Annotated in this window: 15 protein-coding genes; 9 read left to right on the top strand and 6 right to left on the bottom strand. The window is 67.7% G+C overall.

Annotated features, from left to right (window positions below):
- The first annotated feature begins 25 nt into the window (after window positions 1–25).
- The 4 genes from NA3_RS21560 (at window position 26) to NA3_RS21545 (ending at window position 4,615) form a co-directional block, all read left to right on the top strand.
- On the top strand, window positions 26–1,261 hold the full coding sequence (locus NA3_RS21560; RefSeq protein WP_062965699.1) for a Mur ligase family protein: 1,236 nt from the start codon (window positions 26–28) through the stop codon (window positions 1,259–1,261).
- Complete coding sequence (locus tag NA3_RS21555) at window positions 1,261–1,971, top strand: type 1 glutamine amidotransferase (protein ID WP_062965460.1); 711 nt, start codon at window positions 1,261–1,263, stop codon at window positions 1,969–1,971. Before NA3_RS21560 ends, NA3_RS21555 begins: the two co-directional genes overlap by 1 nt.
- Before the next feature lie 167 nt (window positions 1,972–2,138).
- Entirely contained in the window at window positions 2,139–3,713 is a 1,575-nt protein-coding gene (locus tag NA3_RS21550) for a GMC oxidoreductase (RefSeq protein WP_227995402.1), read from the top strand.
- A gap of 74 nt (window positions 3,714–3,787) precedes the next feature.
- Complete coding sequence (locus NA3_RS21545) at window positions 3,788–4,615, top strand: hypothetical protein (RefSeq protein WP_062965458.1); 828 nt, start codon at window positions 3,788–3,790, stop codon at window positions 4,613–4,615.
- Between the two features lie 13 nt (window positions 4,616–4,628).
- On the opposite strand, the gene NA3_RS21540 is transcribed toward NA3_RS21545, so the two are convergent.
- From NA3_RS21540 to NA3_RS21530, 3 genes are all read right to left on the bottom strand, one after another.
- Complete coding sequence (locus NA3_RS21540) at window positions 4,629–5,834, bottom strand: low temperature requirement protein A (protein ID WP_062965457.1); 1,206 nt, start codon at window positions 5,832–5,834, stop codon at window positions 4,629–4,631.
- A 54-nt stretch (window positions 5,835–5,888) separates the two neighbouring features.
- Window positions 5,889–6,347: an SRPBCC family protein gene (locus tag NA3_RS21535; protein ID WP_062965456.1), complete on the bottom strand. Its 459-nt coding sequence runs from the start codon at window positions 6,345–6,347 to the stop codon at window positions 5,889–5,891.
- Between the two features lie 272 nt (window positions 6,348–6,619).
- The gene (locus NA3_RS21530) at window positions 6,620–6,805 is read right to left on the bottom strand and encodes a DUF1918 domain-containing protein (RefSeq protein WP_062965698.1); all 186 of its coding nucleotides are present in this window, start codon (window positions 6,803–6,805) and stop codon (window positions 6,620–6,622) included.
- A 195-nt stretch (window positions 6,806–7,000) separates the two neighbouring features.
- On the opposite strand from NA3_RS21530, the gene NA3_RS21525 reads away from it, so the two are divergent.
- Window positions 7,001–7,576: a dihydrofolate reductase family protein gene (locus NA3_RS21525; protein ID WP_062965455.1), complete on the top strand. Its 576-nt coding sequence runs from the start codon at window positions 7,001–7,003 to the stop codon at window positions 7,574–7,576.
- A gap of 15 nt (window positions 7,577–7,591) precedes the next feature.
- Here the strand turns inward: NA3_RS21525 and NA3_RS21520 are convergent, their stop codons facing one another.
- Entirely contained in the window at window positions 7,592–8,008 is a 417-nt protein-coding gene (locus tag NA3_RS21520; protein ID WP_062965454.1) for a secondary thiamine-phosphate synthase enzyme YjbQ, read from the bottom strand.
- A gap of 387 nt (window positions 8,009–8,395) precedes the next feature.
- Between NA3_RS21520 and NA3_RS21515 the strand changes: the two genes are divergently transcribed.
- Both NA3_RS21515 and NA3_RS21510 read left to right on the top strand, forming a co-directional pair.
- On the top strand, window positions 8,396–9,661 hold the full coding sequence (locus NA3_RS21515; protein ID WP_062965453.1) for an aspartate kinase: 1,266 nt from the start codon (window positions 8,396–8,398) through the stop codon (window positions 9,659–9,661).
- Between the two features lie 2 nt (window positions 9,662–9,663).
- Window positions 9,664–10,698, top strand: a complete 1,035-nt coding sequence (locus tag NA3_RS21510; protein WP_062965452.1) for an aspartate-semialdehyde dehydrogenase — start codon at window positions 9,664–9,666, stop codon at window positions 10,696–10,698.
- 66 nt (window positions 10,699–10,764) lie between these two features.
- Here NA3_RS21510 and NA3_RS21505 read toward each other — a convergent pair whose 3' ends face one another.
- Window positions 10,765–11,361, bottom strand: a complete 597-nt coding sequence (locus NA3_RS21505; protein WP_062965451.1) for a TetR/AcrR family transcriptional regulator — start codon at window positions 11,359–11,361, stop codon at window positions 10,765–10,767.
- A gap of 94 nt (window positions 11,362–11,455) precedes the next feature.
- On the opposite strand from NA3_RS21505, the gene NA3_RS21500 reads away from it, so the two are divergent.
- Entirely contained in the window at window positions 11,456–11,872 is a 417-nt protein-coding gene (locus NA3_RS21500; protein WP_063917664.1) for a nuclear transport factor 2 family protein, read from the top strand.
- Window positions 11,873–11,930: 58 nt separating this feature from the next.
- Here NA3_RS21500 and NA3_RS21495 read toward each other — a convergent pair whose 3' ends face one another.
- A complete protein-coding gene (locus NA3_RS21495) occupies window positions 11,931–13,280 on the bottom strand; it encodes a serine hydrolase domain-containing protein (protein WP_062965449.1) in 1,350 nt (449 codons plus the stop codon).
- Between the two features lie 204 nt (window positions 13,281–13,484).
- Here NA3_RS21495 and NA3_RS21490 point away from each other — a divergent pair, with 204 nt between their 5' ends.
- Entirely contained in the window at window positions 13,485–13,907 is a 423-nt protein-coding gene (locus NA3_RS21490) for a Fur family transcriptional regulator (RefSeq protein ID WP_062965448.1), read from the top strand.
- Window positions 13,908–13,959: the final 52 nt, after the last annotated feature.

Here is a 13,959-nt window from a genome sequence, read left to right as displayed (position 1 = left end):
GTCTCGCCACCAATACACTCGCGTGGTGGCAGACATCTCGGTGCGCGGACGGCTGGCGCTGCGGGCGGCGGCAGCGGCGTCGTGGGCCTCGCAGAAGGCCGGACGCGGTAAGGGGTCGATGATCGGCGGGCTGATCGCCCTGCAGATCGCCCCCGACATCATGACCCAGCTGGGCCGCGATCGGCGGACGGTGCTGGTGACCGGCACCAACGGCAAGTCGACGACGACCCGGATGACCGCGGCCGCGCTGGCCGAACTGGGCCGCGTCGTCACCCAGGCCGACGGGGCCAATATGGACGCCGGAATCGTCGCCGCGCTCAGCGTCGACCGCACCGCGCCGCTGGCCGCCATCGAGGTCGACGAGCTGCATCTGCCGCACGTCGCCGACGCGCTGAACCCAGCCGCGGTGGTGCTGCTGAATCTGAGCCGCGATCAGCTCGACCGGGTCGGCGAGATCAACATGATCGAGCGCAAACTGCGCGAGGGCATGGCCCGCCACCCCGACACCGTGCTGATCGCCAACTGTGACGACGTGCTGATCACCTCGATCGCCTACGACCATCCCAACGTGGTCTGGGTGTCGGCGGGCAGCGGCTGGGCGGTCGACGCCACCAGCTGCCCGCGCAGCGGCGAACCGATCGTCTGGGAGGGCAACCACTGGCGCAGCACCGGTGCCGACTTCCGGCGCCCGGAACCGCAGTGGTGGGTCGACGCGGAGTATCTGTGCGGGCCCGACGGGCTGAAACTGCCGCTGCACCTTGCGCTTCCGGGCCGCGCCAATCGCGGCAACGCCGCGCAGGCGGTGGCCGCGGCGGTCGCGCTGGGCGGACATGCCGAAACCGCGGCGCAGGCGGCGGGAACCGTTCGTGAGATCGCCGGCCGCTACCGCACCGTGCAGGTCGGCGAGCACTCCGCACGCCTGCTGCTGGCCAAGAATCCGGCCGGCTGGCAGGAGGCGCTGTCCATGATCGACCCCGACGCGACGGGTCTGGTGATCGCGGTCAACGGCCAGGTTCCCGACGGCGAGGATCTGTCCTGGCTGTGGGACGTGCGCTTCGAGCACTTCGAGGGCACCCAGGTGGTCGCGGCGGGCGAGCGCGCCACCGACCTGGGCGTGCGGCTGACCTACGCCGGCGTCGAGCACACCACCGTGCCGAACCCGTTGCGTGCCATCGCATCCTGTCCCCCCGGGCGGGTCGAGGTGCTCGCCAACTACACCGCCTTCCGGGATTTGAATCGCGATCTGGACGGAAATCGGTAATGGCTGAATCGACGGTACGCATCGGGCTGGTGCTGCCCGATGTGATGGGCACCTACGGTGACGGCGGCAATGCGCTGGTGTTGCGGCAGCGGCTGCGCATGCGCGGCATCGATGCCGAGATCGTGGAGATCACGCTCGCGGACCCGGTGCCGGAGACGCTCGACATCTACACCCTCGGCGGCGCCGAGGACTCCGCGCAGCGATTGGCGACCAGGCATCTGCAGCGCTATCCGGGCCTGCAGCGCGCCGCCGCGAAAGGTGTTCCGGTACTTGCCATCTGCGCCGCGATCCAGGTGCTGGGCAACTGGTACGAAACCTCCGCCGGCGAGCGTGTGGACGGTGTCGGCCTGTTCGACGTGACGACCGCGCCGCAGCGGGTCCGGTCCATCGGCGAGGTGGCCACCACGCCGCTGCTCGCCGGCCTGACCCAGCCGCTCACCGGTTTCGAAAATCACCGGGGCGGAACGACTCTCGGGGCGGACGCGACCGGCCTGGGCCGGGTCACCAAGGGTGTCGGCAACGGTGTCGGCGACGGTCTCGAGGGCGTGGTGCAGGGTTCGGTGATCGGCACCTACATGCACGGCCCGGCGCTTGCCCGCAACCCCGAACTGGCCGACCACCTGCTCACGCGGGCCCTCGGCGGTCGCGAACTGGAACCGCTCGACCTGCCCGAGGTCGACCGGCTGCGTCGCGAGCGTCTGCGCGCCTGAGTCGCCTACTACGTGATATAGCGATCGCGTATGTAACACCGCGGTCCCCGGCGCCGATCCTGTTGTGAGATAGGAAGTTCGGCGGTAATCTCGCGCGCGGCCATGCGTGATGAGGGAGGTGGCCGGTGCGGAGACGTGCCTTTTTACAGGCGGCCGGTGCTGCGGTTTTGCTGGGTGCCACGGGCGCGTTGCGCGAGACCGGAACAGCCACCGCCGATCCGGCGTGGGACGGGATGTTCCGCAACTGGGTGTCCGAGATCTTCGTCCCGCAGCCGGATCCACCGGAGCACACCGAGGCCATCGTGATCGGATCCGGATTCGGCGCCGCGGTCGCGGCCTTGCGACTGGCCGAGGCGGGTATCGCCAACACCGTGCTGGAGCGCGGGTCGCGCTGGCCGAACGATCCGTGGCGGGAGATCTTCACCGGTGACGATCTGCCCGACGGCCGCGGATTCTGGCATCGCACCAGCTTCACCGGCGTCACCAAGGTCGCCATGCATTTCGCCGATTTCGGCGGCGTCCTCGATGTCACCGAATTCGACGGCATCGATGTGTGGCGCGCGGCGGCCGTGGGCGGCGGATCGGTGATCTTCTCCGGCTGCATGATCGCCCCGGAGCGCCGACATTTCGACGAGATCTTCGGTGGCACAGTCGATTACACCGAGCTGGAGCGCACCTACTATCCGCGTGTGCGGCAGATGCTCGGCCTGTCGGTCATGCCGGCCGATATCTACAACTCGCCTCCGTTCGCGCATTCCCGGATGTGGGACGAGCAGGTGCGCGCGGCCGGATACGAGCCGCAGCCCAGCGAGTCCATCTTCAAATGGGATACGGTGCGCGCCGAACTGGCCGGCGCCACGCGGGCGTCGGCCATCGCGGCCCGCAGCAATCTCGGCAATTCGAACGGCGCGAAATTCGACCTCAATCAGAACTACCTGAAGTACGCGCATGCCACCGGCCGCTCGTCGGTGTTCGCGGGGCAGCGGGTGGACAGCATCGGCCGCGACGGTGACCGCTACGTCGTGCAGGTCACCAAGCTCGATCCGACCGGCCGGGTGCTGGGCACCCGGACGCTCACCTGCGACAAGCTGTTCCTCGGCGCCGGATCCATCGGCACCACCGAGCTGCTGGTCCGGGCTCGCGCCACCGGCGCACTGCCCAATCTCGACGAACATGTCGGCGACGGGTGGGGTACCAACGGCGACGTCGCACTGGCCCGCGGTGAGAGCCGGCTCTCGGGGCTGGGCCAGGGCGTGCCGAGCGCCAGCCGGATCTTCGACGAATCCGGCATGCCGTTGACGTTGGAGAACTGGTACATCCCGGGAATTCCGGTGGAGACCGGTGCCTTGGCCTCGCTCGGGCTGGTGATCGATCCGACCCGGGCTCGCATCACCTACGACGCCGCGCGCGACGCCGCCGCGCTGAGCTGGCCGCGTGCGGCCCAGGATCGGATCGTGGCCGCCTGCCGCGCGGTCGACCAGCGCATCGCGGAGCGGTCGGGAGCATTGTTCGACTACCAGGCGCTCGGCTACGACGCGAACGCCCCGTTCACCGCGCACCCTCTCGGTGGTGCGGTCCTGGGCCGGGCCACCGACAACTACGGCCGGGTCAACGGCTATCCGGGGCTGTACGTGGTCGACGGTGCGGCGATTCCGGGCAGCACCGGCGCGGCCAACCCGTCGCTGACCATCACCGCGCTGGCCGAACGCAACGTCGAGGCGATCATCCGCGCCGGGCACTGATTCGCGCCACACGGAACTCGCGGCGGCTTGCCGGCGCCGTCGATGCCGCTACTCTCGGCGGGTACCCGTTCGATGTGGAAGGGACCGTTGTGGCGCAGTACCCGGCTGGATCGTTACCCGAGGAATATCCGCGTAAGCCGCCGGCGCTGTGGACCGACCTGCTGATGCTGGTGCTCGCCGTGGTCTCGGTGGGTCTGGTCACCTGGATCACCTTCTTCACCGTGCCGCAGCACACGTATCACGTGATCGTGGTGGTCGACACGTCGATCTGCGCGGTCTTCGCCCTCGAATTCCTGTGGCGCTGGCGGCGGGCGGATTGGTCGTGGACGTTCCCGTTCGTCTACTGGTACGAGGTCCTGGGCATGATCCCGGTGACCAGCCCGTTCTTCCGCGGATTCCGGCTGCTGCGCATCGTCGTGATCCTGGTCCGGCTGGCGCGCGTGGCCGACCGCGCCTTCGGTGACCGGGTCACCGCCGCGGTCGTGAACCGCTCGGTCGGCGTGATCGTCGACGCGGTCCGGCGCCCGGTCACCATGGCCGTGCTGGAGGAGGTGGCCGATGTGCTGCGCCGCGGCCGGTACACCCGCAATATCGCCGCGGCGCTGGAGGAGAACCGGGACGAACTCGACGCGATGATCCTCGAGCTGATCAAGAACGATCCGGCGGTCGGGCGGGTGCGCTACCTGCCGTTCCACGAAGAGATCCTCCGCGGCATCGCCGACACCAGTTTCCGGATCATCTTCCAGGTGCTCGCCGACCCCCGCACCGACGAACTGGTCGGAGATGTGCTGCGCGAGAACATCAATCAGATGCGGGACGCGGTGCGGCAGGGCGGACATGTGCCGGAAACGGTGGATCACAAACTGCAGCAGCGTGTTTCACCGGATCTCGGACGGCGGTAACCCGGCAATCGGTTCAGTGGGCGTGCCGGACCTCGTCACGCGGTTGCGCGTAACGCACTGTCTCCCAGACGATCAGCACAGTCAGCACCGCGCACAGCAGTCCGAGCGCAGCCATCGCAGGCAGCTGTCCGGCCAACGGAATCAGGGCGACCAGCCCCGCCGCGGTGGCCAGACGCGGCCACAGCACCACCCGGGTCGCGTAGTGCCGGAAACCCACCAGTGCCAGCAGGTACAGCACTACGCCGCCGTAGAGCGCGCACAGGGGGATGCCGTGCAGCCGATCCTGCAGCGTATGCCCGGCCGCACCGCCGAGATAGTTGAGCGTCTTCTTCAATCCGAGCGACATGGCGACGATGCCGGCCACCATCGGAAAATGCCAGAAGGTGTAGCAGTTGCGCGCGATCTTGATCCGGCGCGGGCCCGAGGCCTCGGTCATCGCGCGTTCCACGACGGTCGCGGCGACGTCGAAGTAGGCCCACCACAGCAGGCCCGAAACAGCGAGTGCCAGCAGCGATCCCACGGTGATCGGCCACGAGATCGGCAGCCCGGCCACGCCGACGCCGATGGAGACGATCGATTCGCCCAGCGCGACGATCACGATCAGGCCGTGCCGCTCGGCGAAATGCGAGGCCGAATTCACGCGCCAGTCGTTGCCGGCGAAGAAGGTCCAGACCATATCGCCGGCGATGGCCGCGATCCACAGCACGATCTGCACGGTGCCGTGTTCGACCGCCGCCACGATCAGCAGCGCGGTGCCGATGGTGATCGAGCCGCCGGCCCAGCGGCCGACCTGCCCGCGCAACTGCCGGTCCTCGGTGCTGGCCAACCAGAACATCCCCAGATGAACCAGCCGGATCACGAGATATCCGATGGCGAATACCAGCGGTCCGTACCAGCCGCCCGGCATGTCGTGGAACGCCTCGGGAATCACCTCGGCCACGATGAGTCCCGCGCCCATGGCCGCGAACATCGCCACCCGGGCCAGCCCCTCGTCGGCCTTCACCACATTGCCCAGCCAGGCGTAGGCGATCCACACCCACCACATCACCGCCAGGACGAGGACCGCCCGCAGCATGTTGAGCGCGGTGACGTCGTGGGCCGCCAGATCGGTCACCTGGGTGAAGGCGAAGACCAGGACGAGGTCGAAGAAGAGTTCCAGCTGGGTTACCGAGGCGTCCTCGGTGACCGCTTGAATGCGTGTGCGTCTGACACCGGTCATTCGCACATCGTGGCAGGAAGCCGACGTCAGCGCCCGCGACGGCGAACCTCTCGGTCAGCCGACCTCGTAGTTCTCGCCGAAGGGAAATTTCTCGATGTACTCGATCAGGTTGTGCACGGCTTCGTCGTTGACCCGCGACAGCGTGCGCTTGAGCAGCAGACCGGGAACGGGAATGGGCAGATAGATCTCGGAGTGGTACCAGACCTCGGTGCCCTCGTCGGTCTCCTCGATGTCGAACCAGCCCTTGCCGCCGCCGCCGGCGGCGCTCTCCACCACTTCCCAGGAGATGCGTTCCGGGGTGCAGGTGTATTCGAGGACCTGACGATCGGAGTTGTTGAGGGTCGTCACCGTGGCGTAGACGCGGCGAGGACGGTCGAATTCGTCGCGGGTCGCGACGCGCACGTCGCGGTGCGCGGGCGACCATTCGGGGATCCGCTCGACGGCCAGCAATGCTTCCTGAACCTGATCGGGTTCGACATCGATGATGAATCGGTGATCGGTCTTCGTGCGCATGTCTTGCCCTCCACTGCTTCGGCCGATTGTCTCCGCCGTCACACGCGGTCGTCAACCATGTGGTCTGTTCCACGAGTTACAGAGACCGACCAGTCTGGTTTGCCTCGGGCGGGCGTGCCGAGTTTGCGGTCGCGCTGCCGGGGCGGGTCGGCAGCGCGCTCGACGTCGGCGCGACCCCGAGTGGCCGGACGATTGCCGGGTGAGCGGTCACGTGCCCGAAGAGGGACTGCCCCCTGCTGGGAAAGGGGGCTTGACGTTGGTCGTCCGCACAGCTACCGGTGGTGAAGGACCTCCCAGTCGGGCCCTGGAAAGACCAGACTTTCGTGTCCGTCCTCGAACCGGACGACGTAGGGCGGAGTGCCGTCGGTGCCGCGCGCCTCGATGATTTCACCGGTGCGTTCGGGCATTCCCACAGCATTGCTGTGGACGCGGATGTGATCGCCTACATGCGCCTGCATGACCGCCATTATCGTTCGATGTGATACTGCTCACAAGTCGCTGCCGCAGTTCCCTGCCGCCCGAAATCGCCCGCCCTGGCGAGCCTCCGAATCGGCGCGCGGAAATCTCCGATCCCACCCTCTTGACACCACTTCGACTGTAGTGCTACGTTTCAACCACTACAGCTAGAGTGCAACAATCAAGGCGGTCTCGGTATGCGAAAGCTCATCTACTTCGTCGGTGTCTCGCTCGACGGCTATATCGCCGGGCCGGGTGGGGAGTACGACTTCTATCCCGTGGCCGAGGGCATGTCGGAATTCGTCACTGCGCGCTATCCGGAGTCGGTTCCCGCGCACCTCCGCCCGCACGTCGGAATGGCCGTGGACGAACCCAACAAGGAATGGGACACGATCCTCATGGGGCGCGGCACCTACGAGCCGGCGCTGTCGGTCGGCATCGCCAGTCCTTATCCCCATCTGAAGCAGTACGTCGTATCGGCCACGCTCGATCGCGTCGACGATCCGCAGGTCGAGCTCGTTCCGCGCGATCCGGTGGCCCTGGTGCGCCGCCTGAAGCAGGAGGACGGCAAGGACATCTGGCTGTGCGGCGGCGGACAACTCGCCGGCGCGCTCGTCGAGGAGATCGACGCGTTGATCATCAAGAGTTATCCGGTGGTCGCGGGCGGCGGCATCAGCGCCTTCACCGGCAACTTCCGGCCCACCGCGTTCACGCCCGTGCAGCGCCGCGAATTCGGCAACGGCGCGCAGATCACCTGGTTCGAGCGCGGCTGACGGCCCCGGCCGGGATCATCCGGCATCGCGCAGGAAGGACAGGCGCACACGGCGGATCGGATTGTCGACGTTGAGGTCCACGAAGGCGATCGACTGCCAGGTACCCAGTGCCAGCTCGCCGCCCAGCACCGGCACGGTGGCGTAGGGGGCGATCAGCGCGGGCATGACGTGCGAGCGGCCGTGCCCGCGCGAGCCGTGGGCGTGGCGCCAGCGATCGTCGGCGGGCAGCAGATCACGCAGGGCGTGCAGCAGATCGTCGTCGCTGCCCGCGCCGAGCTCGATCAGGGCCACGCCGGCGGTGGCGTGCGGGACGAAGACGTGCAGCAACCCGTCGCCGCCGCCGGCCTCGCGCAGAAACGTGGTGCACTGCGGAGTCAGGTCGTGGACGACCTCCCGATCGCCGGTGTGCAGCTCGATTTCGATGCTCTTCATAGGCCCATCGTGCGCTTTCGCCGCGCCGCCCATCGCCGACTCGCGCGAAGGAGTTCGCCGACCGGGTGCTAAACCGGTCGGTGTGATTACTCACACCGGTACGCCGGCTGGTGCGAGGGGAGCGGGTGCCGGGCCCCGGCGGACCGGGAAAACCGCTGATGAACCGGGCTGTCCGCGCCGATTCCGGTGCGCCGCAGGGACTCTGCCGTCGCGGCCGCGCACCCACCACCGCTCCGGAACCGGATCGCCGCTGGTCGGCGTGGTGAATCCGGTGGACGACGCCGGCCGATCCCGGTGGCCGCTCGGAGGTAGCCCACCACCGAGCGGACTCCGATCGGTAGTCTTATTGGCTGTAACAGCAGCTAGTCGATCTTGGAGGACCCCACCGTGGCTCTCGTCGTTCAGAAGTACGGAGGATCTTCGCTCGAGTCTGCCGAGCGGATCCGGCGCGTCGCTGAGCGGATCGTCGAGACGAAGAAGCAGGGGCACGACGTGGTCGTCGTGTGCTCGGCAATGGGTGACACCACCGACGAACTTCTCGATCTGGCCCAGCAGGTGGCCCCCGCGCCGCCGGCCCGCGAACTCGACATGCTGCTGACCTCCGGTGAGCGTATCTCGAATGCGTTGGTGGCCATGGCGATTCACTCGCTCGGCGCCGAGGCTCGGTCGTTCACCGGTTCCCAGGCGGGAGTCATCACCACCGGCACGCACGGCAACGCCCGCATCATCGACGTGACCCCGTCCCGGGTCCGCGACGCACTCGACGAGGGCATGATCGTGCTGGTCGCGGGCTTCCAGGGCGTCTCGCAGGACAGCCGCGACATCACCACGCTGGGCCGCGGCGGCTCCGACACCACCGCGGTCGCCCTGGCCGCCGCGCTCGAGGCCGACGTCTGCGAGATCTACACCGATGTCGACGGCGTGTTCACCGCCGATCCGCGGATCGTGCCGGATGCGCAGAAGCTGGACCAGGTGAGCTTCGAGGAGATGCTCGAGCTCGCCGCCACCGGCGCCAAGGTGCTGATGCTGCGCTGCGTCGAATACGCCCGCCGCTACAACGTTCCGGTGCACGTGCGGTCGTCCTATACCGACCGCAAAGGCACCTATATCTACGGATCGATGGAGGACATCCCCTTGGAGGACGCAATTCTCACCGGCGTCGCGCACGATCGCAGCGAGGCCAAGGTGACCGTGGTGGCCCTGCCGGACGAGCCGGGATATGCGGCCAAGGTGTTCCGGGCCGTCGCCGACGCCGAGATCAACATCGACATGGTGTTGCAGAACGTCTCCAAGGTCGAGACGGGTAAGACCGACATCACCTTCACCCTGCCCAAGTCCGACGGGCCGCGCGCGGTGGAGTTCCTGACCAAGCGCCAGAGCGAACTGGGCTTCAGCCAGGTTCTCTACGACGATCACATCGGCAAGGTCTCGCTGGTCGGCGCGGGCATGAAGAGCCACCCCGGCGTCACCGCCACCTTCTGTGAGGCGCTGGCCAAGGCCGGTATCAACATCGACCTGATCTCCACCTCCGAGATCCGCATCTCCGTGCTGGTCAAGGACTCCGAGCTGGACGGCGCCGTGCAGGTGTTGCACAAGGCGTTCGACCTCGGCGGCGACGAGGTCGCGGTCGTGCACGCGGGATCGGGGCGATAATCATGGGAGTACGCGTAGGTGTGGTCGGCGCGACCGGGCAGGTCGGCGCCGTCATGCGAAAACTGCTGGAGGAGCGCGACTTTCCGGCCGACGAGGTGCGATTCTTCGCCTCGTCGCGGTCGGCCGGGAAGACGCTGCCCTGGCGCGGCGGCGAGATCGTGGTCGAGGACACCGAGACCGCGGATCCGTCCGGACTGGATATCGCCCTGTTCTCCGCCGGCGCCACCATGTCGCGGGTGCAGGCGCCGCGATTCGCGGCGACCGGCGTGACCGTCATCGACAACTCCTCGGCGTGGCGCAAGGACCCCGAGGTGCCGCTGGTGGTCAGCGAGGTGAATCCCGAACAGACCCGCAACCTGGTCAAGGGCATCATCGCCAACCCGAACTGCACCACGATGGCCGCCATGCCGGTGCTCAAGCCCCTGCACGACGAGGCCGGCCTGCAGCGACTGATCGTCTCCAGCTACCAGGCCGTCTCCGGTAGTGGGCTGGCCGGTGTGGAGGAGCTGGCCACGCAGGCCCGCGCGGTGATCGGGGACGCCGAGAAGCTGACCCACGACGGCAGTGCCGTGCCGTTCCCCGCGCCGAACAAGTACGTCGCCCCGATCGCGTTCAACGTGCTGCCGCTGGCGGGTTCGATCGTCGACGACGGTTCCGGTGAAACCGACGAGGACCAGAAGCTGCGCAACGAGAGTCGCAAGATTCTCGGCCTGCCCGATCTGCTGGTCAGCGGCACCTGTGTGCGCGTGCCGGTCTTCACCGGCCATTCGTTGTCGATCAACGCCGAATTCGCGCGGCCGCTGTCGGTGGAGCGGGCGAAGGAGCTGCTCGCCGATGCCGCCGGTGTGAAGCTGGTCGATGTCCCGACGCCGCTGGCGGCCGCCGGTAAGGACGAGTCGCTGGTGGGCCGGATTCGTCAGGATCCGGGCGTGCCGGAGGGGCGCGGCCTGGCGCTGTTCGTCTCGGGCGACAACCTGCGAAAGGGCGCCGCGCTCAACACCATTCAGATCGCGGAAGTCCTGCTCGCGCAGCGCTGACACCGCGTTGGCGAATCTTCTCGAACGGGCCGTCCGATCGCGGGCGGCCCGTTTTCGTCGTGCGGCTCAGCCGGCCGGTTCGCAGCGGGCCCGGAGTCCGTCGAAGACGACGGCGAATGCGCGGGTTCGCTGTTCGCCGGTGGCTGTGTGCGTGCCCGCGAAGGTGCCCTTCAGCACCCGCATCAGATCGTCGAAGTCGATATCGCCGCGGATCGCGCCGGAATCCTGGGCGCGCCGCAGCAACCGGGCGATCACAGCCTGGAATTCCTTTGTGGGACCGGTGATCTCGATCGTTTCGTGACCGCCCAGCGCATCGGCGAGATCGCGTTTGACCCCACCCTCGGCGACCATATGGTCCAGCAGGTCGAAGAATGCGGCCCCCGGATCGCCGGCGGATTCGAGTCGGCGCGCATAGTCGATCATTCGCTCGATGTTGTCGACTATGGCGGCGTGGAACAGAGCTTCCTTGGTGGGGAAGTGGCGGTAGACGGTGCCGGGGCCCACCCCGGCGCGCCTCGCGATCTCGTCCAGTGGAACCGAAATACCTTCGGCGGCAAAGGCTTCCCGGGCGGCGGCGAGTACCCGCTCCCGGTTACGGCGGGCATCGGCGCGCAGGGCGCGGCGCGGTTCGGCCGCCGGTTCGGCTAATTGTTTCTCCGCCACAGCGCGAGTCTACTCGGTTACCGTTGACAAACGGGGCGTGCGTTCCGGATTATAAACGGGGCGTACGTTCCGCTTCTAACGCAGGGAGTTTGTCATGGTTTCCAGTTCGGTGCGCAGTGTCCGTCAAGTGGTCGAGGACCTGTTCGCGACATTGCCGCTGCGCGATGCCGACGCCTTCGTCGCGGCCCTCGCCCCCGATGCGGTATTCGAGATCCCGTTCCCGATTCCGGGTATGCCGGAGCGGCTCGAGGGGCGAGAGTCGATCCGCGGACATCTCGCGCAACGCTGGTCGGGTCTGTCGGGTGTCGAGGTGCACGGTGTCTACCCCACGGTCTACGAATCCACGGAGGACGGAGTGCTTTTCGTGGAGAACGAGGTGGATATGACGCTGCCGGGGGCGCCGCGGGCGCGAGTTCGCACCTCGGTCAACGTGGTGCACGTCCGGGACGGGGAAGTGACCCTGTTCCGGGACTACATGGATACCGCGCGGATCGCGCGTATCGCCGGCTGACCGGTGCCGCCGGGCGGTCCGGCTGTCCTCTCCGGCGGTACCGGTCCCGGCCCCGGCCTCATCGGCGGATGCCGGGCGTGCGGGGGTCCGGGCCGAGGCAGACCACCAGCGCACAGCCGGGCGGTGCGTCGGAGAAGGGCGGCGCCAGCGGGTGGTCCAGACATGACAGCACGGTGCACCCGGGGTAGGCGTCGGGCCCGATTCCGAATACCGCCAGGGTGATATCGGGATCGAAGAACGCGCGCGGGTCCAGGGTGACCGGCGGCTCGACATAGGGGCCGGGGTCCGCGATCGGCGGGTGCTCGAAGGCGCCGAGCAGTCGGCGGAAGAACTCCCAGGTCAGCTCGGTCAGATTTTGCAGGATACCGGCCGGTCCGCCGCTGCTCCGGTCGCCGAAGACACCGGTCCACACCACGGTGAGATCCAGGCTCGGGATGAAGAAGGCGTCCTGCAGTCCGAGCCCGGACATCGCGAACACATCCGGGGGGAGGAACGAGGGGATCTCGATACATCCCGGGCGAGCCCAGAACAGGTAGCCGTAACACTCGCGGCCCGGGCCGGTCTGCTGTGCGCGGTGCAGATAGTCGGCCGAGACCACCCGTACCCCGTTCCAGTCGCCGTCGTCGGCGACCAGGAGAGCGATCTTGGCGAGGTCGTCCGGCGGGATCATCAGGTGCGCATAGCCGTAGGTGTGACCGGAACGATCGCGGGCCCAGTAGTAGTCGCTGCGCTGAATGTCCAGGGGAGAGAACAGTTCCCGCTGCGCGAACTGTTGCAGCGGTTCGCCGACGGCCAGTTCGATCACGTACGACAGCAGATCGACGTTGCGCTGACTGTACGAGAACCGGGTGCCGGGCGGATTGTCGAGCGGGACCCCGAGTGCCTGCACGGCACTGTTCGGATCGATCGGCACCACCCCGGAGACGCCCTCGTTGATGACTCCGACACGCAGGCCCGAGCGCTCGGTCAGCAAATCCTCGACGGTGATCGCGCGGTGGGCGGCGTCGCCGAGCCCGGGCGGCAGATAGCGGTCGATCGGCGCGTCGATGTCGAGTTTGCCCTGATCCCAGGCGATTCCGGCGATCACCGAGACCACGCTCTTGGTGACGCTCCAGATATTCCACGGCGTCGTGTCGGTGGCGTCGTTGTGCGCGCCGGATCCGATCAGGCAATTGTGCCGGAAAATCTTGACGTTCAGCCGGTTCCGCTCGTCGGCGAACCGCAGGGCGGACGCCAGCCGCGCCGAATCCAGGCCCACCGATTCCGGTGTGGCCCGTTCGAACTCGCGTCCGGACGAGACCGCGCAGGTCTGTGCGTCCTCCGCTCGTGCCGGGGTCGCAGTAGCGCAGGCGCCACCGATCAGTGCGACGACGAGAACCCCGATCACCCAGCCGTATAGGCGTCCCATGAGCCGAGGTTAACCACCGGCATCCGGCGCGGTGCCCAACACACAACCGCCGCAACCAAATCGGAATCGGCGTCGCGGATTTCGGTCGAGCGCCGGATTCACGGCCGTGCGGCAAGACGTCGCCGGGCGTGGGTGCGGGGCTCTCATAGAACATCCCCATCGGTCTTTTCTTGACTTATTCCAGAAAAGGGGCAGACTGGGTTCATGCACACCGAAGGTTTCGATCCGCGCGAACGATTGCGCGCGGCCGGCCTGCGGGTGACCCGTCCGCGGGTGGCGGTGCTGGAAGCGGTTGCCGCCCATCCGCATTCGGATGCCGACAGGGTGGCCGCCGCGGTCCGCCAGGAGCTGGGTTCGGTCTCGACGCAGGCCGTGTACGACGTGCTGCGCGCCTGTGTGGGCGCCGGCCTGCTGCGCCGGATCGAACCGGCCGGTTCGCCGGCCCGGTACGAAACCCGTATCGCCGACAACCATCACCACCTGGTGTGCAGGAACTGCGGCACGGTCGTGGACGTGGACTGTGCCGTGGGCGGTGCCCCCTGCCTCGACCCGTCGGATACACACGGGTTCACGATCGACGAAGCCGAGGTCGTGTTCTGGGGACTCTGCCCGCAATGCCGTCGGTGACGACGCGCCATCACGACAGCCCGGACATCCCGGGCGACAGCTGAAACAGGAG

The organism is Nocardia africana NBRC 100379, from assembly GCF_001612635.1.
Lineage (GTDB): Bacteria > Actinomycetota > Actinomycetes > Mycobacteriales > Mycobacteriaceae > Nocardia > Nocardia africana.
This window is presented reverse-complemented; position numbering and strand designations above follow the sequence as displayed.